Below are 24661 nucleotides of genomic sequence, written 5' to 3' on the forward strand. Positions count from 1 at the left end.
ACCAGCCACCCGGAGTCGGAGAACGGCGGGATGACCGCCCGGATCCTCGACAGCGGGCTGTTTGGCGCCCTCCGGCGCGTGAGTGTGGGCTCGTTCCCGAGGCTCTGATCCCCGTGCTCGGCCGGTTGGCGGTGTCCCTCGCCTCTTGGAGCGTGGTTCGCTCTCACCTCGCCAAAGAATCGCTGACATGTTCGAATCTAGTCGCTGACCGGGGCTGATGGGGTTAGAGTAATCGAACGGGAGTACGATGAACATATCGGGCTTATGACTGAAAAGGGGTGGAGTGATGGAGGTGCGGCATGGCGGGCTTCGCCCACGTGCACGTCGCGTCCGGTTACTCCGCCCGCTACGGCGCATCCCATCCCGAGCAGCTTGTCCTGCGGGCGGCCGAGCGAGGCATGACGACGCTCGCGCTCACCGACCGGGACACGGTCACCGGGGCCGTGCGGTTCGCACAGGCCTGCGCGAAGGACGGGGTCCGGCCGATCTTCGGGGTCGACCTGGCGGTGGAGGCCCTGGCGTCTCCGCCCCCCGCCCAGCGGCGCCGTACCCCGGTGCGCGGTGGCGCACACGTGGTCGAGCCGCCCGTGCGGTTCGCGCTGCTCGCGCAGAACCGGGCGGGATGGGCGCGGCTGTGTCGCATCACGTCGGCCGCCCATGCTGGTGCCGTGTCCGGTGTGCCGCCGGTAGTGCCGTGGGAAGCGCTGCGCGAGTACGGCGGTCCCGGCCTGACCGTGCTGCTCGGGCCGCTCTCGGAACCGGTGCGGGCACTGTCGGTGGGCCGCGAGGACGTCGCGATGAAGCTGCTGGCGCCCTGGCAGGAGATCTTCGGAAGGGGGATCCGCTTGGAAGTCGTTGCGCAGAAACGTTTCGGCACGGGTCCGGGATCCCTGCGCCTGGCCGCCCGCACCCTCGCCCTGGCCGATCGCGCCCGCATCACCGCCGTACTCTCCAACGCCGTCCGCTACGCCGACCCCGACCAGCACCGCCTCGCGGACGTCCTGGACGCCGCACGGCTGCTGCGGCCCATCGACCGGCGCCATCTGGACAACGGACAGCGCTGGCTCAAGGACGAGCGAGGAATGGAGACCGTCGCGCGGATGGTCGCCGAGTGCGCTGGAGCGGACGTCTGGAGGGCCCGCCGCCTGATCGCGGACACCGCGGACACGGCGGCCGCGTGCATCGTCGACCCGGTGTCGGACCTCGGGCTCGGTGCCCGGCACTTTCCGGAACCGTCGCTCTTCGGTGCCGAACCCGGAGCGGGCGGAGCCGCACAGCTGCTGCGCCGACAGTGCGAGGCGGGCATGGCTCGACGTGGCCTCGACCGCGACCGAGCGGCGCTCGACCGGCTGGACGAAGAGCTCAAGGTGATTTCCGCGCTGGACTACGACTCGTACTTCCTCGCCGTCGGCCAGGTCGTCGCCGACATCCGGGCCAGGGGCATCCGGGTCGCCGCCCGCGGCTCGGGCGCCGGCTCGATGGTCTGCCACGCGCTGGACATCGCCACCGCCAACCCGCTCGACCACCGCCTGCTGTTCGAACGCTTCCTCAGCGTGCGCCGGGCCTCGCTGCCGGACATCGACATCGACGTGGAATCCGCCCGGCGGCTGGAGTGCTACGACGCGATCTTCGAACGGTTCGGCAAGGAACGGGTGGCGGTCACCGCGATGCCCGAGACCTACCGCGCCCGCCGTGCCCTGCGCGACACCGGCCTCGCCCTCGGCGTCGCGCCCGCGGACGTCGACCGGATCGCCAAGAGCTTCCCGCACCTGAGAGCCGCCGACATCACCGGCGCCCTCGCCGAACTGCCCGAGCTACGCCAACTGGCCGCCGAGGCGCACCGGTACGGGCCGCTGTGGGAGCTCGCCGAAGGCCTCGACTCCCTGGTCCACGGCATGGCCATGCACCCCTGCGGCGTGGTCATCAGCGACGCGACTCTTCTGGACCGGCTGCCGGTGCAGCCCACCCCGCAGGGCGACTACCCCATGGCCATGGCCGCGAAGGAGGAGATCGAAGCGCTGGGCAACATCAAACTCGACGTCCTGGGCGTGCGGATGCAGTCCGCGATGGCCCACGCCGTCGCCGAGATCGAACGCACCACCGGCAGGCACATCACCCTCGACGACCCCCAACAGGTGCCGCTCGACGACACCTTCGCGTTCAAGCTCATCCAGGACAGCCAGACCCTGGGCCTGTTCCAGCTGGAGTCGCCCGGCCAGCAGGACCTGCTGTCCCGGCTGCAGCCGCGCGATGTGCAGGACGTCATCGCCGACATCAGCCTCTTCCGCCCCGGGCCGGTCGCCGGGGGCATGCCTGAGCGGTACATCGCCGCCCGCCACGGCGGCACACCGTCGTACGCGCACCCGGATCTGGAGCCGGTGCTCGCCGACACCTACGGCGTGACCATCTGGCACGAGCAGATCATCGAGACCCTGCGGGTGATGACCGGCTGCGACCGGGCCTTCGGAGAGATCACCCGACGGGCCCTCGGCGACAAGGACCAACTGCCCAGGATCAAGGAGTGGTTCCACGAACGGACGGGCGCGCGCGGCTACAGCGCGGCCGTGCGGGACGAGGTCTGGAAGACCATCGAGGCCTTCGGCGCCTACGGCTTCTGCCGCGCCCACGCGGTCGCCTTCGCCGTACCGGCGCTGCAGAGCGCTTGGCTCAAGGCGCACTACCCGGCGTTCCTGCTGGCCGGCCTGCTCGAACACGACCCCGGCATGTGGCCCAAGCGCGTCCTGGTCGCCGACGCCCGCCGGGGCGGCGTGCAGGTGCTGCCCGTCGACGTCAACCGCTCCCAGGTGAAGCACACCGTGGAGAAGGCCGACGGGGACCAGTGGGGTGTACGCCTCGCGCTCTCCGGGGTGCACGGGATCAGCGAGGAGGAGTGCGCCCGGATCGAGGAGGGCCAACCGTACGGATCGCTGTCGGACTTCTGGCAGCGGGGTCGTCCCAGCAGGCCGGTCGCGGAACGCCTCGCCGAGATCGGCGCTCTGGACTGCCTCCATGACGGCCGTCTCACCCGGCGTGATCTCCTGCTTCAGCTAGCGGAGTTGCACCGGCAGTCCCGCATCCGTTCCGCGCACGAGGGTCAACTGTCCATCGAAGCAGGCACAGTTGGCGGCGCGGAGCCGAGCGGCCTGCCGGAGATGACCGGACGCGAGGCCCTGAGTGCCGAGTTGAGCACGCTCGGTATCGACGTCTCCAGGCACCTGATGGAGCACCACCACCGGCTGCTGCGCGAGATCGGCGCGACCGACGCGGCGCACCTGGCCGGCATGCGCGCCGGTCAGCAGGTCCTCGTCGCAGGTGTACGGGCCTCCACCCAGACCCCGCCGATCGCGAGCGGCCGACGCATCATCTTCGTCACCCTGGAGGACGGCTCCGGCCTGGTGGATCTGGCCTTCTTCGAGGACTCCCATCCGGCCTGCGCGCACACCGTCTTCCACAGTGGGCTGCTGCTGGTGCGCGGCACCGTCCAGGTGCGTGGTACCCGTCGTACCGTCGTCGGCGCCATGGCCTGGGACCTGGACGAGATCGCCGCCGCCCGCCGCGACAACGGGCCCGAGGCCGCCCTCGCCCTCCTCGGTGTCGGCCGCCCGCGCCCGACCCCCGCCCAGCCGCAGCGCACCCTGGCCAACGGCACCACCGGCGCCCGTCTGCACCCCTACGCCGACCTCCAGCCCGCAGGCACCCGCTCGGCCGACCTGAAGAAGTTCGGCCACCGCAGTCCCGGGAGCGCGGGATGACTACACGCCAGCGGCACATCGCCCACCTCCACCTGCATGACGTATGGAGTGAGGCCCAGTACGGCGACGTAATCGAACTGATGTCTGACGTCACGCCTCATGTCCAGGCAGTGCCTCCCAACGCCGTTCAACTGGACCTGACTTCGGCGCTCCGGTACTTCGACCTGTCCCCGTACGACCTGGTCCAGACGGCGATGATCAGACTGAAGCTCTTCCACAGTCTCGACACCAGCGCCGGGCTCGCGGGCAACCGGATGCTGGCGACGATGGCGGCCGACGCGTCCGCGCCCGGCGAGACCACCTGGGTCCCCGCCGAGCGGGTCGCCGACTGGCTGTATCCGCGCCCGGTCACCGCGCTGCCCGGCGTCGGGCGTGCCATGGCGGACACGCTTCACCGATATGGCCTGCACACCATCGGCCAGATCGCCGACCTGCCCCCGGCAACCCTGCAACGGCTCCTCGGCGCAGGCCAGGCACGGCTGCTGGCCGAACGCGCCCGCGGCCACGATCCCCGTCCGGTCGTCCCCGCAGAACCGGCAGCGCAGCTGACCGCCGATCTCGTGCTGGAGCGGGACTGCCTCGACCCGGCTCAGCACCACCGTGCGGTACTGGGACTCGCCGAACAGATCGGCGGGCGTCTGCGCGGTGAGAGCCAGGTCGCGGGACGGCTCACTCTCACCGTGCGGTACGCCGACGGCAGCTCCACCACGCGGACGCGGGCCATGCCGGAACCCACCAACCATTCGCCCGCCCTCGCTACAGCCTCGCTGAGTCTGTTGACCGGTCTCGGACTGCAGCGAGCGAGAGTACGCGCCTTCGTGATCCGCGCCGACGACCTCCTGCCGGCCGACAGCGTCTACCGCCAGCTCTCCCTGGACCCCAACGACGCCCGCATTCGCGCCGCCGAAGCCGCCGCCGACCGCGCTCGCCGCCGCTTCGGACCGGAGGCTGTCCGCCCGGCCGCTCTGGCTGATCGGGGGTCGAGTGCCGCCGGCTGGGACCGGATCGGAGTCACGGTCGGACGGCGGTGCATCGACGAGGATTCCTCCGGGACGGAAGGGTGTCTCTTTCCGGGGCGCATGCAGACCGGCGCTGTGATCAGTGAGCGGGCTGCTCGGGCCTCCGTGCACCGTTGAGGAAGATCGCCACGGCGGCCTCGGTGGCTTCCTCGGGGGGCATCGCGCCGTCGACCGTCAGCCAGAGCGCGCGTTCCACCATCGCGGAGAACATCGCGAACACGGCGTCACCGCGCAGGTCGTCGCGCAGCACCTGATCGCGGATGCCGCGGTCGATGGCCCCGCGAACGGGCTTGACGGTGCGCTCCATGTCGGCGGGGTCGCAGTACTCGTCGGCCTGTCTGATCACCGCCGCGTACTTGGCGCCTTCCCGTAGGAAGATGGCGATGATCCGGGCGATGGCCCGGTCGGCGGGAAGATCGTCGAGGTGGGCGGCGTCGAACGCTTCCATGAGCTCGGTGATCCCGGTCTGCGCCACGGCTCGCAGCAGTGACTCCCGCGTCGGGAAATGCCGGTAGAGCGTCGCGCGCCCCACGCCGGCCTCCTCCGCGATCTCTGTCATCCCCGCGTCCGTCCGCCGGCCCAGTACCCGGGCGGCGGCGTCGAGGATCGCCGCCCGGGTCCGCTGCACTCCACCATCTGATTTGACCACCCCGTTATGTTAACGCCCCATAGTGAGACGTATGTGTCTCGTTATGGGGTACGCTCCGCTCATGACTACCCGAGAGCTCGGGCGCACCGGCGTCCGCATCTCCCCGATAGGTCTTGGCTCCGCGCAGTTCTCCGGCGGAGGCGCCGGCACGTTCTGGCCGGCGCTGCCGCAGTCCCAGGTCGACGCCATCGTCAAGGCGGCCCTGGACGGCGGCATCACCTGGTTCGACTCGGCCGAGATGTACGGCAAGGGCGCATCGGAGCGCAGTCTGAGCGCCGCGCTGACCCGCGCGGGGACGGAACCCGGCGGCGTCACCGTCTCCACCAAGTGGAGTCCGTTCGGCCGGACCGCACGCAGTGTCGAACGCACCATCGGTGAACGCATCGCGAACCTGGCGCCTTTCCCCGTCGACCTGCACCAGATCCACGCCCCCTACGGCAGCCTGTCGTCAATCCGAACCCAGGTGCGGGCCATGGCGCACCTGGTCGAAGCGGGAAAGATCCGCTCTGTCGGCGTCAGCAACTTCTCCGCCCGGCAGATGGAGACCGCCCACCAGGAACTGGCCAGACACGGAATCCCGTTGGCCTCCAACCAGGTTCAGATCAGCCTGCTGCACCGCAAGATCGAGACCAACGGGGTCCTGGAGACCGCGCGACGGCTCGGCGTCACGCTGATCGCGTACGTTCCCCTGCGCAGCGGCATGCTGACCGGGAAACTCCATGCCGACCGTGCGCTGGTCGCCCAACTTCCTCGCCAGCGCCGCCTGTTGACCGGCATCTCCGACAAGAGCCTGGACCGGACCACCCCGTTGATCGAGGAACTCCGCGCGATCGCCGACGCGCACGGGGCGACCGTCGGCCAGGTGGCGCTCGCGTGGCTGATCACCTACTACGGCGACACCGTCGTCGCCACACCAGGAGCCTCCAAGCCGTACCACGCCGAGGAGGCCGCCGGCGCGATGAAGATCACCCTGAGTGACGAGGAGACCCGGCGTCTCGCCGAGCTGTCGACCGAAGTCTCCCGCTGATCACGCTTCTCGCGCGCGTGGTGACCGGGCCCGACCTCGCCCCATCCCTGAACGTGGAGCCCCTTCCCATGTCCACTCTCGCCCGCTGGTGTTACCGCCACCGGCTCGTCGTCGTCCTGCTCTGGCTGGGCATGCTCGTCGGACTCGGCGTTGCGTCGCAGAGCGCCGGAAGTGCCTACAACAACAGTTTCTCGCTGCCGAACACCGAATCCACCCGCGCCCTGAACCTGCTCAAGTCGGCCTTCCCCACCCAGGCGGGCGATACGGACACCGTGGTCTGGCATGTCGAGACCGGCTCCGTCCGTGACAGCGCGACAAAGACGCGGATGACCGGCACCCTGGACAAGATCTCCAAGCTGCCCGAGGTCAGCGCCGTCACCAGCCCCTACGGCAAGCTGGGCGCGGCCCAGATCAGCAAGGACGGCCGTACCGCCTACGCCCAGATCACCTTCGCCAAGGCCGCGCAGGAACTCGACAAGGCGGACGTCAGCCGCGTGATCGACACTGCCAAGGCGGCCAGGACCGACGGCCTGCGGGTGGAACTGGGCGGCCAGGCGATCCAGAACACCGAACAGGCGCCACCGGCCACCAGTGAACTGGTCGGCGTGCTCGCCGCCGCCGTGGTGCTGTTCTTCGCCTTCGGCTCGCTGTTCGCCATGGCGTTGCCCATCCTGACCGCGATCGCCGGAGTAGGCACCGCGGTCCTCGCCACCGGCCTGCTCAGCCATGCCATGAGCATGGGTGACGTCGCCCCGACCCTGTCCGCCCTGATCGGCCTCGGCGTGGGCATCGACTACGCCCTGTTCATCGTCACCCGGCACCGCAAGGGCCTGCTGACAGGGCTCGACGTCCCCGAATCCCTCACCAGGGCGGTGAACACCTCGGGACGTGCCGTTCTGTTCGCCGGCGGCACCGTCTGTATCGCCCTGCTGGGCATGTTCGTCCTGCGGGTCAACTTCCTCAACGGCGTCGCCGTGGCCGCGTCGCTGACCGTGGCCATGACCGTGCTGGCCGCCGTGACCCTGCTGCCGGCCATGCTCGGCCTGCTCGGCACCAGGGTGCTCGGCCGACGCACCCGGCGACGGCTGGCCGCGGGCGAGCCCATGGCCGAGAACACCGCATCCGGCCCTTGGGCCCGCTGGGCCGCTCTGGTGCAGCGGCGCCCCCGGGCACTGTCCCTGGTCGCCCTGGTGGTGATGGCGGCCCTCAGCATCCCGGTGTTGTCCCTGCGCCTGGGATCGTCCGACGCGGGCAACAACCCGTCCTCCAGCACCAGCCGCCAGGCGTACGACCTGCTGGCCGACGGGTTCGGCCCCGGCTTCAACGGGCCGCTGCGACTGGTCGCCCAGGCCCCCACGGCCGCGGACAAGGCCGCCCTGACGAAACTGTCCACCCAGCTGGGGAGCGTCGACGGCGTCGCGAGCGTCGCCGCGCTGCCCATGCGGCAGGGCGCCACGGTGGGCATCGTCCAGGTCGTCCCCACCACCTCCCCCCAGGCGAAGCAGACCTCCGATCTGATCGACCACCTGCGCGACGAGGTGATCCCCGCGGCCGAGAAGGGCACCACCCTGAGGGTCCACATCGGCGGCCAGACCGCGATATTCGACGACTTCGCGGCCGTGCTCACCAGCAAGCTGCCGGAGTTCATCGCGGTCATCGTCGTCCTCGGCGGGCTGCTGCTCATGCTCGCCTTCCGCAGTCTGCTCATCCCGGCCACCGGGGCGGTGATGAACCTGCTGGCCGCCGGAGCCTCCTTCGGCATCCTGATCGCGATGTTCCAGTGGGGCTGGGGTTCGGAGGCCCTCGGGCTCGGCAAATCAGGTCCCGTGGACGCCTTCATCCCCGTGATCATGATCTCCATCCTGTTCGGCCTGTCCATGGACTACCAGGTGTTCCTGGTCAGCCGGATGCACGAGGAGTGGGTGCACACCAAGGACAACGCCCGGTCCGTGCGCGTCGGCCAGGTGGAGACCGCGCGGGTCATCACCGCGGCCGCCGCCATCATGGTCTGCGTCTTCGTCGCCTTCGTCTTCGGCGGCCAGCGCGTGATCGCCGAGTTCGGCATCGGCCTGGCCGCCGCGGTCGCCCTGGACGCCTTCATCCTGCGCACCGTCCTGGTCCCCGCGGCCATGCACCTGTTCGGCAAGGCCAACTGGTGGCTGCCGGCCTGGCTGGAGCGCACCATGCCCCACCTCTCCGTGGAACCGCCGGACGAACCCCTTCCGGCCCCGTCGCCGGACGGCCAGGCTCCGCAACCGGAGCCGTCCGCGCACCGCTGAGTGAACGTTCTGCGCGTCTGCGACAGCCCTGACAGCCTCACCCGATGACCGAGCCCCGTCCTCCAGCCGCCCTTCCCGGGAACAGCTGAGGACAGGCGGCTTTACGCAGGATTCACCGCCCTGGCGCCGCCACTGCCCGGGCCGTCAGCTCACGGCGCTGAGCTACTGACGAGCGGCCCCGTCGAGCGCGTCGCTGCCCGCGGCCTTGCGGCGGGCGGTGCTCAAGGGACGTGTACGCCGACCGGCGAGGGTGCTGCCGCACCCTCGCCGGTTGTTCCTTCGCGCTCCTGGGACTGGTGTCAGTTGAGGGTCCACTGCTGGTTGCTCTGGCCGCTGCAGGTCCACAGGATCAGCTTGGTGCCGTTGGCGGTCGCCGCACCTGAGGCGTCCAGGCAGAGGCCGGAGAGGTTGTTGGTGATGGTGCCGTCGGAGTTCACGGTCCACTTCTGGTTGGTGCCGTTGTTGCAGTCCCAGATGATCACCTTGGTGCCGTTGGTGGTGCCGTTGTTGTCGGCGGAATCACTCCTTGCCGGTCGGGTGCTGCTCAGGAGTGAGGAGGCGGACGGTGGTGGGCCAGCCGTCGCCGACGAACTTGTGGCCCCAAGCCTCGGGGGCGGAGGGGGTGGTCTGTATGTAGTCGGGGTCGCGTAGTTCGCCGCCGGCTCCGAATTCGATGTCGAAGCCGCCAGGGGTGCGCAAGTAGAAGGAGATGAGCGTGTCGGGCATGTGCCGTCCGAGGGTGACGGTGATGGGCAGTTCGCGTTCCTGCACCAGGTCCCAGGCGCGCCCGACATCGTCCATGTGGGTGCTCTCGATCTCCAGGTGGTGGACGCCCTTGTGGCCGGGCAGGGCAATATAGGCCAGGCAGTGGGTGCGGGGGTTGCAGCGGTAGAACTGCCCGCCAGGGCGGCTCTTGCCCGCGGGCAGGGTGATGTCCAGCTCCATGCCCAGTAGGCCGGTGACGAACTTCTCAAGCTCGGGCGTGATCTCCGGGACGACGAACACCACGTGCCCGACTCCGTCCACCCCGCCGACGAAGGAGCCGGCCATGGGCTTGCCCGGCAGGAACGAGCCCACGGTGGCGGTGGGCCCGTAGTAGACCTCGTGGGTGAAGCCGTACGGGTCCTGGAAGCGGGCCAGCCCCAGTACCTCCCGCTGCTTGCATTCCTCGGCGGTGCCCAGGTGCGGGGCGTATCCCTTGTGGCTCAGTTCGGCGACAGCCTCCTCGAAAGCGGCCTTGCCCGCCAGCTCCCAGCCGGCGTAGGCGAGGCGGTCCTCTTCACCGGGGTGGATGGAGAGGCGGCGGTGGCGGTCGTCCATGCGCAGGTGGATGGTGCCGTCCGGGTCGCGGTCGCCGATCTGCAGGCCGAATATTTCGGGGCCGAAGGTTAACCACTCTTCGTGGCGCGGCGATTCGAATCCGAGGTAACCCAGTGCGTGGATCTTCACGTCATGTCTCCTTGGAGGGGGATAGGGGATGGAGGTTCAGCGCTACGGAGGACAGGGGTGAGGAGCGTGCGGCGTGTCATCCCTGCGCGTTCCAGACGAGGGGGGCCTTGCGGATCCAGGTGTCCTGCTCCAGCGTGTTGAGGAGGAAGCGGGCGAGATCGCCGCGGTTGATCCGCGCTCCAGGCTTCTCGGTGCCGGCCTCGGCGGCGTGCAGAGCGCCGCTCATCGGCTTGTCGCTGAGGGCGACGGCTCGGGCGAGGGTCCAGTCGACGTCGGAGGCGCGCAGGAGCCTGTCGACGCCGTGGTGGTCGTCGAAGCCGGCCTTGAGGTTGGAGATCTTGATCAGGGCCCTGAACACCGGGTTGATCCGGGCCCAGTCGTCTCCGGCACCCATCGTGGAGGTCACGACGATCCGATGGATGCCCTCCTCCTGCATCACCGTGAGGGTGTTGCGGGTGGCGTCGGTCATGAACATGGGCGGGCTGACGGGTTTGGCCCAGGGGTTGTCGGAGGCCCGGGAGTTGTTGAGCGTGCTGATGACCGCATTCGTGCCGCTGGCGGCCTTGCGGAGGTCGTCGATGTTGGCGGGCGTGCCCTGGATCAGTTCGACGCCGGCCGGGGCCTGGACGGCGTCGGGGTGGCGTACGAGGGCCCGGACGCGGTGGCCTCGCTCGGCGGCCTCTTTGAGGACGTGGATGCCGGTGCGGCCGGTGCCGCCGAGGATGAGCAGGTCAGACATGATGATCGATTGCCTTTCGGGACCTACCGCCGGGCCGACGGCCCGGCGGTAGGTGGGAGACGGTCGAGGCCACGGTCAGGCGGCTTGGCCGCCGATGGCGGTGGCCAAGCCGCGTGCCTGGGCGTGGGCGCCGGTCAGCGACGCCTCGTGGAGGGGGAGGAGAGGGGCCAGCGCCGGCACGTGCGGGGCCATGGTCAGCTCGGGCGTGACCGTCGTCAGGCCGAGGCCGAGGTTGGTCGGGTGGCCCAGAACGGTTTCCAGTGCCGGCACCAGGTGGTCCATGCCGTGCTTGGGTGCGCCGGGGCCGTAGCCGCCGCCGCGCGCGGAGATCAGCACGGCCGGGCGGCCCGCGGTGGGAGGGGGTCCGTCGAAGCTCAGGGTGCGGCCGTTGACCATGATCTGGTCCAGCCATGCCTTGAACACGGAGGGCATCGTGAGGTTGTACATCGGCACGGTGAACAGGTATGCGTCGGCGCCGAGGAATTCCTCGATCAGCTCGTCCTGGACCGCCATGGCCTTCGCCTGCTCGGGGGTGTGCTCGGCAGGGTCGGTGACGCGGGCGCTGATGCCCGCCGCGCTGAGGTGCGGCGCGGGCGAGACGGCCAGGTCACGGTGGACGACCGCGCCGTTCCACTCGCCGCGGAAGGACTGGGCGACCTGACGGGAGACGGAGGCCTCGCCGACCGAGGAGGCGTCGATGTGCAGCAGGTAGGACATGAGGGGATCAGCCTTTCAAAATGATCAAGGGTGTGTCGGGGGTGGACGGTGGATGGAGGTCAGCTGGGGGCCGGTACGGCACAGCCGTCGGGTCCGCAGACCGGAGCGTCTCCGTCGGTGCCCAGGTTGAGCGGGTGGGACTCGTCCCAGGCCGTGCGCAGCACGTTGAGAAGGCCGTCACTGTCCTGCGCCCCGGGGATGCCGTACTTGCCGTCGACGACGATGAAGGGTGCGCCGGTGGCACCCAGGCGCCGGGCTCGGGCGACGTCGTCGAGGACCTGCCGCTGGTAGCGGTGCTCCGTGAGCGCCTGGCGAGTGTCCTCCCGGTCCAGACCGATCTCCCGACCCAGGTCGAGCAGATCGTCGAGGCTGAAGACCGGACGGGCCTGACCGAAGTAGGCGCGGAAGATCGCGTCCCAGGCTTCGCGGTTCTTGCCCTCGGCGGAGGCGTGGGCGAGGAACTCGTGCGCCAGGTCGGTGTTGCCGACCAGGTTGTCCAGCACCTTGTAGGGGCTGAGCCCCTCGGACTCGGCCAGCGCCTCGATCCGGCGGGTGGACACCTCCGCCTGGGAGCCGCCCATCCCATGCCGGCGCAGCAGCGCGTCACGGACGCCGAAGGTCTCGTCCACGGGGAACGAACCGCTCAGTGGGAACGAGTGGTGGATGACCTCCACCTCGTCGCCGTGCTCGAACCGTTCTACGGCCCGGTCCAGACGGTGGCTGCCCAGTCCGCACCACGGGCAGGTGACCTCGGCCCAGATCTCGATCTTCATGACGCGCCTCCCATGCCTGCGCTTTGATTCCTACGTTTTGTGCGTAGCGCCATGATGGGCCAGTATGGAAGTCGATACAAAAGGCACATCGATGTGTGTGCCGGAGAGGAATGTGAGCCATGGAGGTCACGAGCAGTTCAGGTGGCGCGGCAGCGGTGGGGCCCTGCGCCGCCATCCCCGCCGAGCACATGGCCTTCATCCGGACGGTCCTCGACCGCGTCGGCGACAAGTGGAGCCTGCTGGTCATCGCGGTCGTGGAGCCCGGCCCACTGCGCTACACCGACCTGCAGCGCCAGATCCCCGGAATCTCCCAGCGGATGCTCACCCTCACACTGCGCCAGCTCCAGGAGGACGGTCTGATCACCCGCACCGCGTACGCGGAGGTTCCGCCGCGCGTCGAGTACGCCCTCACCCCGCTGGGCCGCGGCCTCCACGAGATCGCGTCCTCCCTGCTCGGCTGGGCCGCCGACCACCACGACGAGATCCGCGAACACCGGGCCCGCGCCGCCGCACGGTGACGACCGCACGCATCCAGGTGGTGAAGAGCGGGTCCGCTCCGAGTTCCGCGACAGAGTCAGGGCGAGTGCCGAGAGGAATCCTCGGCAGCGGCATGTGGCGAACCTCCAACGCGTAGCCCGAAGCCTGGACTTTCCATCCCTGCACGCTGGTCTCATAGCGTGATGCGCTCCCTTCACGGCGCCCGAGCTCCCTGGGCCAAGTGATCGAGGGTGGAGGCCATGCCCATGACCGGCTCTGACGTGCGCACTGGCGGAACGCCATCACGCGCGCTGGTATCCGCACACCGACCAGGCCGGCCAGACGGGCAGGGGTGTGTCTCCGCGGAGCCACTGGGCGGAGTCCAGTCCGTCGTGGAGACCGACGCGGCACCCACGGCGGCCTCTTGGCGGGCCGCGTGGGCGAACGCGCAGAGCCGCGGCGGCGTTCGGGTGTCGCAGTGGTCGGAGCATCCGACCGTGGCCGACGCCCCGTCGCCGCCGGAGGCCACCTACCGTCTGGTGGTCCGGCCGACGCTGGAGGGTTGCGGTGCCCGCATCCGGCTCACCAACAGCGCCGGGGTTCCCCTGCGCGTGGCGGCGGCGACCGTCGCGGAGCGGCGCGGCCGGGCCGGCGCGGCCGTCAACGCGTCCACGCTGCGGCCGCTGCGTTTCGGCGGCAGGGCCGGCGCGTCGGTCGGACCCGGAGCCGGCCTGCTCAGCGACCCGGTCGACCTGCCGGTGCGCGCGTTGCGCGACCTCGTGGTCAGTCTCTACGTCCCGACGCCGACACCGCAGTCCGTGCACGCGCAGACTTACGTCACGCAGTACGTGACGGCCGCGGGCGCGGGCGACCGAACCTCCGAGTCCGAGGGCGCGGCGTTCACGTCCTTGCAGGAGCCGGTGCCGTGGCTGGATGCCGTAGAGGTGCTGACCGAGGCACCGCGGTCGATCGTGGCGATCGGCGACTCGATCACCGACGGCGACCAGGCGTTCCCACCCTTCAACGACGACGCGATGATGGACACCTACGAGCGGTGGACCGACGTGGTGGCGCGCCGGATCGCCGCGGACCCTGACCTCGCGCGCGCCGGGATCGTCAACCAGGGCGTCAACGGGGACATCACCACCGGAGTCCTCGCCCGGCTGGACCGTGACGTACTCGATCTGGCCGGGGTCACCGACGTGGTGGTGGAGATCGGGACGAACGACCTCACCATCGGCCGGTCCGCCCAGCAGGTCATCGGCAACCTCACCGAGATCGCGACCCGGCTGCGGGAGGGCGGGTTGCGGGTCACCGGCGCGACTCTCCCGCCACGGGGTGCGTACGCACATGCCGACAAGGCCGCGGTCAACCGGTTCATCCGCACCAGCCCACTGTTCGACGACGTATTCGACCTGGAACGGATCCTCGGCCGGACCGGACACCCGGACGCGTTGCGTGCCGGCTACGACTCCGGCGACACCCTGCACCCGACGCCGACCGGGTACGAAGCGATGGGCGAGGCCTTGGACCTGGCCTTCCTGCGGTCCGAGTCCGGGCGGTGCCAGGGCCACGGCCCGACCGGGCACATCGACCCGGGCCATCCCCTCCTGCGTTACGAGGGCCGCTGGAACATCCGACCCGGGCTGGCGACGACCGTCAACAGCGGCTCCCGCATCACCCTTCGCTTCACCGGGACAGCCGTGGACGCGCGCTTCGACCGCGACAGGATCACCGCGCCGCCCGAGATCTACGCCTACGTCGACGGCGAGAAGACCGACCGTATCGTGGTGGACCGCGACGTCATCCGCCTCACCCGCGACGACCTGCCGGCGCGGACGCACACCCTGGTGCTGGCGGTCAAAGACGTCTATGAGAACGCCAACCGCTGGCAGCCGCCGCTCGCCTCGGGCGTGCGGTTCGCCGGCTTGGACCTGGCCGACGGGACGGTGCTGGAGGAGCTGCCCCCGGCCCCGGCGCACCGGTTCACCTTTCTCGGCGACTCCATCACACAAGGCGTCAACCTCCACTGTGCGTCCGTCACGTCCGAGTGCGCCGACGGGACGCTCGCCTATCCGTGGCTGGTCGCGAAGGCGTTCGGCGCCGGGCTGGAACAGGTCGGCTTCGGGGGCCAGGGGGTCACGAAGGGGGGAAATGATGGCGTCCCGCGCGCCCAGGACGCGATCGGCCTCAACCACGCCGGATCGTCCGCCGCCGCGTTCGACGCGGCGGTCGTCGTCATCAACCAGACCACGAACGACATGAAGGCTCCGAGCGACCATGTACGGGAGGGGTACCTCCAACTGCTGCGCGAGGTCCGCACTCGCTATCCGCACGCGGTGATCGTCGCCCTCGAACCCTTCGGTGTGGCCGGGGTCGCGATCGCCACGGCCCCGGCCACACGGTCCGCCGTCGCTGAACCGGGCGACTCTCGGACCTCCTACGTCTCCACCCGCGGCTGGCTCGATGCCGCGGACTTCACCGACACCCTGCACCCCAACGCCAAGGGGCATCGCAAGGCCGCGACACGCCTGGTTGACGCCATCACCGATCTCACCGGCATCGAACAGCCTTGGCGCGGGTTAGCGGCTGCGGGCACACGGCGTCCATGCTGACCGTCCGTCAGTAGCTCAACGCCGCGAGGCTGCGGGCCGGGCGGTGGCGGCGCCAGGGCACGGTCAGGAAGGCGATCAGCCCTACGACGGGCAGGGCGCAGACGCTCCAGCTCAGGGCCTTCGGCGGGCCGGGCTGGGCGAGGACGGTGATGCCGCTGAGGGTGCCGGTGCCCTGGCCCTGGGAGCCGCTGATGGTGAAGGTGAAGCTCCACTTGCCCTCGGTGGACAGGGACTGGACGTCCAGGCCCCACACCGACAGCTTGCGCGGGTGGCGCGCCAGCTGGCTCCCCATGCCGCCGAAGCCGCCGCCCCCTCCGGCCTTCTGACCGGGGGCGGTCATGGTCAGGGTGCCGGACTTGCCCGTGATTCCGCCGTCGGGGGCGAAGGTGAAGTCCAGCGACTGCTCGGCGCGCAGGGGCCACTTGGAGAAGCCGACCGTCAGGTTGTACGGGCCGACCTTCACCTTCTCGGTGTGGACGATGTCGACCGGCTCGTACGCCTGGGCGGCCGGGGCCGAGACGAAGAGCGTGGCCGCGATGGTGCCGAGCGCGAGGAACAGGGCTCGGATCCGGTGCGTTCGGGAGTACATCAGCTCAGCAGCCTTCCTGATCGAGCTCGACGGAGGGGTTGCCCAGGCGCAGCAGGACGGAGAAGCGGGCCGCGAGGAAGCCGGCCAGGACTCCGCACACCAGGCCGAGGACGGTGTCGGTCAGATATGTGCTCACGGTGGAGGAGCTGCCGCCCGGCCCCATCGGCCCGCCGCCGCCGCCACCTCCGCCGCTGCCGCCGCGCAGCAGGTTCTCCTGGAGCAGCATCGAGAGGCTGACCACGACGCCGCCGACGGCTCCCACGACCTGCGGCAGCCAGCGCGCCGACCAGCCGTTGCGCCGCCCGAGCCACAGCAGCGCCTCGAAGACCAGGGCCACGACGCCCATGAACATGGGGATACCAGAAGGGAGTTCGGGAGTCGTGTTCATCAGGTTGTCGCGCATCGGCAGCCCGACGTAGCCCGCGTACCATTCGGCTGCCCACGACGAGAACCACCACAGGAAGGCCTGCATGGCTCCGAGGACCGCCGCGATCCACAACGCGGTGCCCGGGCGGCGCAGGGTCATCGCGCCCATCAGCACCAGGCAGACGGCGAAGAACACGTTGCCCGCGAGCTGCGGGTCGACGGTCTGGGACAGGCCCTCGAAGGCGTACGTCGTCAGCGGGCAGAACGTCATCAGGACCGGGATGCTGACGATGAACCCGATCCGCCCCCAGCGCTGGTCGCGGGCGGCGGAGAAGACGATGATGCTGCCCAGCATGGTCAGGCTGATGGAGATGAACAGGGCCACGTGCGGCGGGGAGTTGAGCACGGCGTCGAAGCCGTACAGCGAGTGCCACCACAGGTCCATCAGGCCGTACAGCAGGAACAGCGCGGCACCGGTGCCGGCCACCAGGTAGCCCAGCGGCGCGGTGAACGTGCCGCCGAACAACCGCACCGGGCTGCCGCCGACGGCGGGGTCGCACGGGCGTCCGGCCCGCTGGGCGAAGGTGGCGCGCAGGACCATTACCAGGCTGGCGACGCCGGCGATGGCGCTGCCGGAGTACAGCATCAGGTGGGAGAGCGTGAAGAAGGTGTCCGGGCCGACCTCGATGTGCCACTGCACGTCCCAGCTGATGCCGACGAGCGACGTCAGCGTGCCGGCCAGGACGGTGTAGGCGCCGGCGGGTCCGGCCACGGTCGAGGCGGCCCGCGTCCGGGTGGCCGGGCCGGCGGCGATCGGCGCCGGCAAGGGGACAGCGTCCATCAACATGCCTTTCGGAAAGGGAAGTCCAACGGGAGTCCATTGGGGAGTTCGAGGGGGAGTTCAACGGGTGAGCGTGAGCGGGAAGACCAGCCGGTCGTGGTGGCCGCCGCCGTCGATCTCGACCAGGACCTCCCAGCGGCCAGGCATCATCAGCGGGAGGGAGGGGACGTGGTAGCGGTTCGTCGCAGTGCGTTCGGCGGTGTACTCGGGCACGGCGTGGCCCGCCGTGGGCAGGACCGCGGAGACGGTGACGGTCCTGGCCGCGGAGGCGGCTGTCCCGCGCGGGGTGAGGCGTACGTCCACCGCCGTCATGCCGGTCTCCGGTGAGGCGACCGTCACGGTCACGACGTCCCGGGCCGTGCCGCCGGTGAGCGTCGTACCGCCGGACGCGGAGTCCGTCGTACCGGCCGAGACCACCGTGCGGAGGGCCAGCATCGTGAACAGGACGGTGGCCAGAAGGGCCGCGCCCATCAGGTAGCGGCGACGCACGCGCCGAGTCATCACTTCGCCTCCGTCACGTGCAGGACGTACGAGGCCGTCAGGATCGTGTTGTCGCGCTCGGCCTGGATCCAGATCCGGTAGTCGCCGGCCTTGGGGAAGGTGTAGACGAAGGACACGTCCGGGCCGTACGCGGCGACCGTCTCGTCGGCGGTGCTGTCACCGTTGACGGAGTTCAGGCCGCTCATCGAGTCCATGTCCATGTCCGATGAGGAGGACGAGGAGTGGTCCATTCCCTCCATCCCCTCCATGCCCGACATGTCGTCCGAGCTGTCGTCCGACACCGCTCCCATGGAATGGGAGTGCCCCCACACCTCGGCGTCCTGCGCCTCCTCGCCCACCGCGGCCGTCGTCGACTTCAGCGGGCCGACGGCGATCATGTGCCCGAGCATGCCGAGCCAGGGCTGGAGGGTCGCCGAGCTGCCCACCCGGGCGGTGAGGACGGCCGCCTTGCCCGCGACGAGCGACGACGCCGTCAGCCGTACGGGGACCCCGTCGACGGTGCGGGTGCCGGTGCCTTCCTTGACCGGCACATCACTGGCGGCGGCCTTGGCGGAGCCGGTCGCGTCGATGCCGGTCGCGGAGCGGATCTGCTGGACCCCTCCGCCCCGACGGGCGAACTCGGCCGCGACCGCGTAGTGCCCGGCCTCCGGCAGGGGCAGCCGGACCTCGAAGGTGCCGTAGTCGGTCATGACCGGGTGCAGGTGGTAGAGCTGCCCGGAGGGGCCGACGACCAGCAGGTGCAGCAGGGCCCCGTCGTGGACGACGAGGTCGTCGACGGGCAGGCCGGTGGATGCGTCGGTCAGCGTCAGAGTCAGGGTGTCGGTCGCGCCGGCGCGGGTCGTGGACGACTTCAGCAACAGCGTGGCGGGCGGGCGCGAGTAGTCGCTCGACTGCTGGGCGACCGAGGTGTACGGGCTTCCGACGCTGTCGATCGTGGCGTCGACCTGGCCACCCTGCGAGGCCGGCAACGGCAGGCTGGAGGAGAGGACCGCCCCGGTGACCGCCACGGCGAGGCAGGCGACGACCCCGCCGGACGGCAGCAGCGTCCACCAGCCGCGCCGCACGCGCACGGCCACGATCACAGTGACCAGGATGAGGACACCGGCGCCGATGAAGCCGGCGTACACCGCCTTCTCCGGCGGTGAGGTGGTCGTCTTCGACACGACGAAGGGGATCTTCGCGGTGTTCCCGGCGCCGTCGTCGAGCGTCAGCTCCCAGGGGCCGACCTGGTCGACCTCCAGTTGCGCGGAGTAGGAGCCGAGGCGGCTGCCGAGTCTGACGACGGCCGTGTCGACGGTCGTACCGGACTCCTCGGCCTTGGCCGCGGACGTCGAGACGCCGGTCGGGGTCACCGCCAGCTTGATCCGTCCTGCTGCCGTGCCCTTGTGCGTGATCACGTCCACGTGCAGCGGGCCCGGCACGCCGGTGACCCTGCGCAGGATGACGGTCAGCTCCCGGTCGCCGAGCGTCTGGGCGACCTGGACGTCGTTGCCGGAGGAGGCGGAGTCCGCCATGGCCGCCGAGCCCGAGGTGAACAGCAGGGCCACGGCGCACACCAGGACGGAGAGCACGGCCCAGAGCTGGTGTCGATGGGGGTGGGCCGTACGCGGGCAGCCGGGGTGTCCCGTCGTACGAGGGGGCGAGTCGTTCATGGTGCGGCCACGCTACGAGCGCCGCATGCCGCTGTCGTCACGGTGACAGGGGAGGCTTCCATCCCCCGGACGGGGGACCCGGGCCGGATCGTGACCAGGCATCATGGCCAGGAAAGCCGCCCGAAGCGGAGAGGGAAGGTCACAGGGTTTGTCTGCCGGCGAGGGACAAGACGCGCACGACGTACGGCGTCGGACCGTGTCCATCCGTGCCCGGGACGTCAACGGATCGCTGACCCGTCAGTCCCTTCTGGTCGCCGCGACCACCCTGGCGGTGGACTCCCTCGGCTTCTTCCTCTCCGACGCGTCCCACCCGCTGACGGCGTGGCACTGGATCGTTTTCGCGGGCGTCGTGGTCGTCGACGCGGGACTGGCCACCGCCCCACGGCTGTCCGGAGTGGTGGCCGTCGCCCAGGCTGTCGTCGCGCTGGCCGGTGCCGCCCTGCTGCCCGGCCACGAGCCGCTGCTCCAGCTCAACAGTGCGGGCATGCTGGTCTCGGCGTACCGGGCGGGCGCCTGGCTGGACCTTGCGCCCGCCCTGGCGTCGCTGGCCTGTCTGGCGGCCGGGATCGCCGGCGGACAGATTCTCCGTGCGGGGGACCACAGGTCCGGGGGAACGCTGCTCGGAGTACTGGGTAACGCCCTGCTTCCCTGGCTCGTCGGGCGCTACACCACCGCCCGGCGCGCCTACATCGCCGACCTGGAGCAGCGCGCCGAACGCGAGCGGCTGGAGGCACGGCAGGCCATGGCCGAGGCGATCGCGCAGGAGCGCAGCAGCATGGCCCGCGATCTGCATGACGTGATCTCCCACCATGTGAGCGCGATCGGGGTGCACGCGGGTGTCGCCCGCCTGCGGGCCGCCGCCACGCCCGACGGCGTCGACCTGGCGGACTCCCTGACCGCGGTCGAAACGTCCAGCCGGGCCGCAATGGCCGACCTGCGCCGTCTGCTGGACTTCCTGCACGGCGCTCCCGGTGAGGAGGACAGCCAGCCGGGCCTGGACAACCTGACCGAACTCCTGGACACCGTCCGTGCCGTGGGGCTGAAGGCGCGCGTGACCGTCCACGGCATTCCACCGCGGCTTCCGGAGTCGCTGGACATCGCCGCGTACCGCGTGGTCCAGGAGATGCTCACCAACGCCCTGCGCCACGGGGCGGGCGACACCGCGGACGTAGAACTGCGCTACGGTCCCAGCACCCTCACCGTGACCACGACCAACCCTGTCCCCGCCGGAACGCGCGCCCGGCCGGACTCCCCGCAACGGGGACTGCAGGGAATCCGGAGCCGCGCCGCCATGTTCGCGGGCTCCGTCGCCCACGGTCCCGCCCCCGACGGCAGCACCTGGACGACGACCGTGACCTTCCCCCTGGACCGTCCGGACCTCCTGGACCGTCCGGACTCGCTGGAGCCCTCATGACGGTGCGCTTCCTGGTCGCCGACGACCACGCCATGTTGGGCTCCGGCCTGTGCGCCGCCCTGGCCACCCAGCCCGATCTCGAGTGCGTGGCGGAGGCCTCGGACGGCCGGACCGCCGTGAACGAGGTACGGCGACTGCGCCCCGACGTCGCCATCCTCGACATCCGCATGCCTCTGCTGGACGGCCTGCGCGCCACCGAGACGATCCTGGCCGAGCCGGCGAACACCACCAAGGTCGTCCTGCTGACCACCTACGACCACGACGCCTACGTCCACCGAGCGCTGCAGGCGGGGGCCAGCGGCTTCCTCCTCAAGAGCCTCCCGCCGGAGGAACTGATCGCAGCCGTCCGCGTGGCCGCCCGCGGCGACGCACTCATCGACCCCTCGGTGACCCGCCGGCTCATCGCCCGCCTGGCCGACGGCATCGCCCCGCCGCCCACCCCGGCGGCCCTGGAGCACCTCACCGCGCGGGAACACGAGGTGCTGCTCCTGCTCGCGGAGGCGTACACCAACGCCGAGATCGCCGACCGCCTCGGCATCGGCGATGAGACGGTCAAGACCCACGTCTCCCGGATCCTGGCCAAGCTGAACCTGCGCGATCGGGTGCACGCCGTCGCGTACGCCCACCTGCACGGCCTCGTCAAGAAATCCTCCGCGCCGTTCGACGCGTTCCCCGGGCCGGCAAGCGCCTCGCACGAAGGGCGTAGGCATCGCCTCGGGGACCACGGCCGAGGGCATTGAGGAGGTGGGCGGATGTCAGTCCCGGCTGCCGCCGATGCCGCCTGCGGGGGCGATCTCGGCGATGCGGGCGAGGTCCTCGGCGGTCAGCGTGAGGTCGGCCGCGGCGACGTTCTCCGCGACGCGGCCGAGGTTGCGTGAGCCGGGGATGGGGAGGATGTAGTCCTTCTTCGCGAGCAGCCACGCCAGGGCCAGCTGCGACAGGGTGGCGCCCTGGTCTCGGCGAGCTTGGTCAGCTCGGCGACGATGGCGACGTTGGCGTCGAAGTTCTCCGGCTTCCACCAGGCCAGCTGTCGGCGGAAGTCGCCGGCGTCGTAGTGGTCGATGGACTTGACGTCGCCGCTGAGGAAACCGCGTGCGATAGGCGAGTAGGCGACGAACCCGATGCCGAGTTCCTCCAGGACCGGGAACAGGGGCTCGGTGTCGAGGGCGAAGATCGAGTACTGGTTCTGCAGCGCGGAGATCGGGTGCACGGCGTGGGCCTTGCGGATGGTGTCCTCGTCGGCGTTGGACAGGCCGAGGTATTTGACCTTGCCGGCGTCGACGAACTCCTTCATGGTGCCGACCACGTCCTCGATGGGGACGTTCGGGTCGGGCATGTGCTGGTAGAGCAGGTCGATCGTGTCGGTGTTGAGGTTGCGCAGGCTGTTGTCGACCACTTCGCGGATGTGTTCCGGCCGGGAGTCCGTCCCCCAGGTCTCGGTGAAACCGAACTTGGTCGCGATCGTCACCTCGTCGCGGATCGGCGCGAGCGCGTGGCCGAGCAGTTGCTCGCCCGCGCCCCAGCCGTACAGCTCGGCGGTGTCGAAGTGGGTGACGCCGAGTTCGTGGGCGCGGCGGATCGCGGCGATCGACTCGGTGTCGTCCGAGGGGCCGTAGGCGAAGGCGGTGCCCATCGCGCCGTAGCCGATGGCCGAGGCGGTCAGGCCCTGGGTGCCCAGTGTCCTGATCTGCATGAGGTACTCCCTTGATGAAATCAAACTGTTCGGGCTGAACGGCACCGGCGCGGCGACGGCAATGGCGCATTGAGCGCGCCGGTCCGAGCGCTATGCGCGCCGGCGTTCGCGGGGATCGGTGATCGACGGCGGCGTGGTGTGGCACCCGTCGGCCGGGTTGATGTCAGTACCGGGCGGGACGATCGTGTTGATGGCATCGAGTCCCGGTTCACCGGAAGCAGTGGTTCCGATGCTGGCTAGGGCACTTCAGTCGCGGATGGTCATGCCACCGTCGATCGACCAGGCTTGTCCGTTGACCCAGGCGGCGTCGTCGGAGAGCAGGAAGGTGGCGGCGGCGGCCGGGTCGTTGGGCAGGCCCAGGCGTGGGCTGCGGACCATCCCGAGGACCATGGTCTTGAGTTCCTCGCCGACCTGCTGCTGCGCCTGCTCGGTCATGGTCACGCCAGGGGCGACGGTGTTGCAGCGAACGCCCTGCTTGCCCCAGGCGGAGGCGATGTGCCGGGTCAGCGCGTTGATGGCGGCCTTGGACGCACCGTAGGCGGGGCGCTCGGGCTCGCCTATCCAGGCCGAACCCGACGAGGTGTTGACGATGGCGCCGCCGCCCTGGGCCAGCAGGTGGGGGATGACCGCGCGGCAGGTGAGGGCGTAGCCGAACAGGTTCACCTCGAAGGTGCGGCGCCATACGCCCAGGTCCATGTCGAGCAGGTTCGTGTCCCGGCCCAGGTTCTGGGGGGACAGGTCGGCGCCGACGTTGAACAGCCCGTCTATCCCGCCCAGTTCGGTGGCGGCCGTGTCGACGAGCGCCTGGATCGAGCTCTCGTCGGCGAGGTCGAACTCGACGGCGAGAGCCGTGCCGCCGGCCTCGCCCAGGTGCTTGGCCGTGGCCTGTGCGGCATCAAGGTTGCGGTCACCGATGACGACGGAGGCGCCTTCCTTCGTGAGCCGCTCGGCCGTGGCCGCGCCGATCCCGGCGGCACCCCCGGCGATGACGATCCTCTTGCCCTGCAGTCCTCGCATCTCCCTCTTCCTCTCCGGCGGCGACGGTGGAAGGACCAACCATAGACAACAGTCTGGCGGTTTTCCAACATCGTGTTGGAAAACCGCTGCGATGTTGCCTATCCTGGCGGGGGAGAAGGTACGCTGAGGAGCATGGCCATGATCAAGAGCAGCGGCGCCGTGCCGGGCGATCGGCGCGTGCGACGTACCAGGGCGGCTCTGCATTGCGCCGTGATCGGTCTCGTCGAGGAACGGGACGTTTCCCAGATCAGCGTCGCCGACGTCGTCGACCGGGCCGACGTGAACCGCTCGACGTTCTACGCCCACTACCAGGATGTGAACGAGCTGGTCGAGGCCGCCTGCACCTCGATGATCGACGACATGATCGGGTTGCTCACAGCCCTCGACCCCGCACGGGTGAACCCGTCGGATCGCCCGGAGGATCCGGTCGACCCGGACCCCGTGCTGACGGCCTTCTTCACGCATTTCGCCGAGCACGCGGGCCTGTACCGCGGCCTGCTGGGACCGACGGGGAGCGCCCGCGTCATCGAGCACGTACGCGTGCGCACCACGGTGTCCGCGCACTTCTCCGCATACCTTGGCGCGACGGGCGACGTCCCGCCGGACGCGACCGGCCTGTCCGACATCGCGCACGACGTCCCTGCGGCGTTCGCGGCCGGTGCGCTCCTGGGCGTGGCCGTCGACTGGCTGCAGCGCGGGTGCCCGCGAACGCCGCTCGAGATGACCATCCTGACCAAGCCGCTCCTGCTCGCCCTGTCAGCCGCCGCCTGCACGCCGCCCGCGCCGGTAGCACCTGGTCCGGGGGGCCCTCAGGAGCGGTCATGATTCACGAGGTGATCTTGCGTGGACTTGGGATCGCGAAGGGTCTCTGATCGCTGTCGCTTCGGTCTCGTCGGCGTCGATCGGGCCGGTTCCGGAGAACGCGTCTACGGTGCGGAAGCGTTGAGGTCCAGATGTATCGGTGGCCACCTGCTCCACCGGCACCCAGACCGCGGTCCCGCGCGGCCCGCGCAACGTCCTGGCGGAGCCCCGCCGGATAAGGCTTGGGCACAGCGACATCCTTCCGACCCGCCCCACAGGGCAAGCCGGTTC

19 protein-coding genes and 2 pseudogenes are annotated in these 24661 nt (G+C 70.2%); 9 read left to right on the forward strand and 12 right to left on the reverse strand.

Translation table 11 applies throughout. The features are described from left to right. Positions 1 to 299: 299 nt before the first annotated feature. Together ACLZN2_RS22170 and ACLZN2_RS22175 are read left to right on the forward strand one after the other, a co-directional pair. Complete coding sequence (locus ACLZN2_RS22170; protein ID WP_416980695.1) at positions 300 to 3752, forward strand: DNA polymerase III subunit alpha; 3453 nt, start codon at positions 300 to 302, stop codon at positions 3750 to 3752. Next, the gene (locus ACLZN2_RS22175) at positions 3749 to 4888 is read left to right on the forward strand and encodes a DNA polymerase Y family protein (protein WP_416980697.1); all 1140 of its coding nucleotides are present in this window, start codon (positions 3749 to 3751) and stop codon (positions 4886 to 4888) included. Before ACLZN2_RS22170 ends, ACLZN2_RS22175 begins: the two co-directional genes overlap by 4 nt. Here the strand turns inward: ACLZN2_RS22175 and ACLZN2_RS22180 are convergent. After that, positions 4851 to 5399, reverse strand: coding sequence for a TetR/AcrR family transcriptional regulator (locus tag ACLZN2_RS22180; protein ID WP_416980699.1), 549 nt, complete (start codon positions 5397 to 5399; stop codon positions 4851 to 4853). The two genes, ACLZN2_RS22175 and ACLZN2_RS22180, sit on opposite strands and share 38 nt — an antisense overlap. 82 nt (positions 5400 to 5481) lie before the next feature. Between ACLZN2_RS22180 and ACLZN2_RS22185 the strand changes: the two genes are divergently transcribed. Both ACLZN2_RS22185 and ACLZN2_RS22190 read left to right on the forward strand, forming a co-directional pair. Continuing rightward, the gene (locus ACLZN2_RS22185; protein ID WP_416980701.1) at positions 5482 to 6447 is read left to right on the forward strand and encodes an aldo/keto reductase; all 966 of its coding nucleotides are present in this window, start codon (positions 5482 to 5484) and stop codon (positions 6445 to 6447) included. A 68-nt stretch (positions 6448 to 6515) separates the two neighbouring features. Next, positions 6516 to 8726 carry an MMPL family transporter gene (locus ACLZN2_RS22190; RefSeq protein ID WP_416980703.1) on the forward strand — a complete coding sequence of 737 codons (2211 nt, stop codon included), beginning with the start codon at positions 6516 to 6518 and terminating at the stop codon, positions 8724 to 8726. Between the two features lie 299 nt (positions 8727 to 9025). On the opposite strand, the pseudogene ACLZN2_RS22195 reads toward ACLZN2_RS22190, so the two are convergent. The 5 genes and pseudogenes from ACLZN2_RS22195 to ACLZN2_RS22215 form a co-directional block, all read right to left on the reverse strand. Continuing rightward, positions 9026 to 9241 (reverse strand): annotated as a pseudogene (locus ACLZN2_RS22195) (RICIN domain-containing protein); the annotation flags it as partial. Between the two features lie 4 nt (positions 9242 to 9245). Then, positions 9246 to 10175 (reverse strand): VOC family protein, encoded by a 930-nt coding sequence (locus ACLZN2_RS22200; RefSeq protein ID WP_416980705.1) that lies wholly within the window; start codon positions 10173 to 10175, stop codon positions 9246 to 9248. 76 nt (positions 10176 to 10251) lie between these two features. Next, complete coding sequence (locus ACLZN2_RS22205; protein WP_416980707.1) at positions 10252 to 10914, reverse strand: NAD(P)-dependent oxidoreductase; 663 nt, start codon at positions 10912 to 10914, stop codon at positions 10252 to 10254. A gap of 75 nt (positions 10915 to 10989) precedes the next feature. Further along, the gene (locus tag ACLZN2_RS22210) at positions 10990 to 11631 is read right to left on the reverse strand and encodes an FMN-dependent NADH-azoreductase (RefSeq protein WP_416980709.1); all 642 of its coding nucleotides are present in this window, start codon (positions 11629 to 11631) and stop codon (positions 10990 to 10992) included. A gap of 59 nt (positions 11632 to 11690) precedes the next feature. Further along, a complete protein-coding gene (locus ACLZN2_RS22215; protein WP_416980711.1) occupies positions 11691 to 12404 on the reverse strand; it encodes a DsbA family oxidoreductase in 714 nt (237 codons plus the stop codon). Between the two features lie 119 nt (positions 12405 to 12523). On the opposite strand from ACLZN2_RS22215, the gene ACLZN2_RS22220 reads away from it, so the two are divergent. Beyond that, positions 12524 to 12922 (forward strand): winged helix-turn-helix transcriptional regulator, encoded by a 399-nt coding sequence (locus ACLZN2_RS22220; protein ID WP_416980713.1) that lies wholly within the window; start codon positions 12524 to 12526, stop codon positions 12920 to 12922. 456 nt (positions 12923 to 13378) lie between these two features. Beyond that, positions 13379 to 15496 carry a GDSL-type esterase/lipase family protein gene (locus ACLZN2_RS22225; protein WP_416980715.1) on the forward strand — a complete coding sequence of 706 codons (2118 nt, stop codon included), beginning with the start codon at positions 13379 to 13381 and terminating at the stop codon, positions 15494 to 15496. A gap of 7 nt (positions 15497 to 15503) precedes the next feature. On the opposite strand, the gene ACLZN2_RS22230 is transcribed toward ACLZN2_RS22225, so the two are convergent. Genes ACLZN2_RS22230 through ACLZN2_RS22245 form a run of 4 tightly spaced genes read right to left on the reverse strand, consistent with a single transcriptional unit; the run spans position 15504 to position 19445 of the window. After that, on the reverse strand, positions 15504 to 16085 hold the full coding sequence (locus tag ACLZN2_RS22230; RefSeq protein ID WP_416980717.1) for a hypothetical protein: 582 nt from the start codon (positions 16083 to 16085) through the stop codon (positions 15504 to 15506). A gap of 4 nt (positions 16086 to 16089) precedes the next feature. Then, entirely contained in the window at positions 16090 to 17292 is a 1203-nt protein-coding gene (locus ACLZN2_RS22235) for a hypothetical protein (protein ID WP_416980719.1), read from the reverse strand. A 60-nt stretch (positions 17293 to 17352) separates the two neighbouring features. Further along, positions 17353 to 17793: a hypothetical protein gene (locus ACLZN2_RS22240; protein WP_416980721.1), complete on the reverse strand. Its 441-nt coding sequence runs from the start codon at positions 17791 to 17793 to the stop codon at positions 17353 to 17355. After that, on the reverse strand, positions 17793 to 19445 hold the full coding sequence (locus tag ACLZN2_RS22245; RefSeq protein WP_416980723.1) for a hypothetical protein: 1653 nt from the start codon (positions 19443 to 19445) through the stop codon (positions 17793 to 17795). Before ACLZN2_RS22245 ends, ACLZN2_RS22240 begins: the two co-directional genes overlap by 1 nt. A 196-nt stretch (positions 19446 to 19641) precedes the next feature. Here ACLZN2_RS22245 and ACLZN2_RS22250 point away from each other — a divergent pair, with 196 nt between their 5' ends. Beyond that, positions 19642 to 20859: a sensor histidine kinase gene (locus ACLZN2_RS22250; RefSeq protein WP_416980725.1), complete on the forward strand. Its 1218-nt coding sequence runs from the start codon at positions 19642 to 19644 to the stop codon at positions 20857 to 20859. Then, complete coding sequence (locus tag ACLZN2_RS22255) at positions 20856 to 21599, forward strand: response regulator (protein ID WP_416980727.1); 744 nt, start codon at positions 20856 to 20858, stop codon at positions 21597 to 21599. Before ACLZN2_RS22250 ends, ACLZN2_RS22255 begins: the two co-directional genes overlap by 4 nt. Before the next feature lie 15 nt (positions 21600 to 21614). Here ACLZN2_RS22255 and ACLZN2_RS22260 read toward each other — a convergent pair. Both ACLZN2_RS22260 and ACLZN2_RS22265 read right to left on the reverse strand, forming a co-directional pair. Continuing rightward, positions 21615 to 22552 (reverse strand): annotated as a pseudogene (locus tag ACLZN2_RS22260) (aldo/keto reductase). Between the two features lie 246 nt (positions 22553 to 22798). After that, complete coding sequence (locus tag ACLZN2_RS22265; protein ID WP_416980729.1) at positions 22799 to 23569, reverse strand: SDR family NAD(P)-dependent oxidoreductase; 771 nt, start codon at positions 23567 to 23569, stop codon at positions 22799 to 22801. Between the two features lie 132 nt (positions 23570 to 23701). On the opposite strand from ACLZN2_RS22265, the gene ACLZN2_RS22270 reads away from it, so the two are divergent. Next, positions 23702 to 24394 (forward strand): TetR/AcrR family transcriptional regulator, encoded by a 693-nt coding sequence (locus ACLZN2_RS22270; protein ID WP_416980731.1) that lies wholly within the window; start codon positions 23702 to 23704, stop codon positions 24392 to 24394. Positions 24395 to 24661: the final 267 nt, after the last annotated feature.

This window comes from Streptomyces sp. T028, assembly GCF_048159505.1.
In the GTDB taxonomy this organism is placed as follows: Bacteria; Actinomycetota; Actinomycetes; order Streptomycetales; family Streptomycetaceae; genus Streptomyces.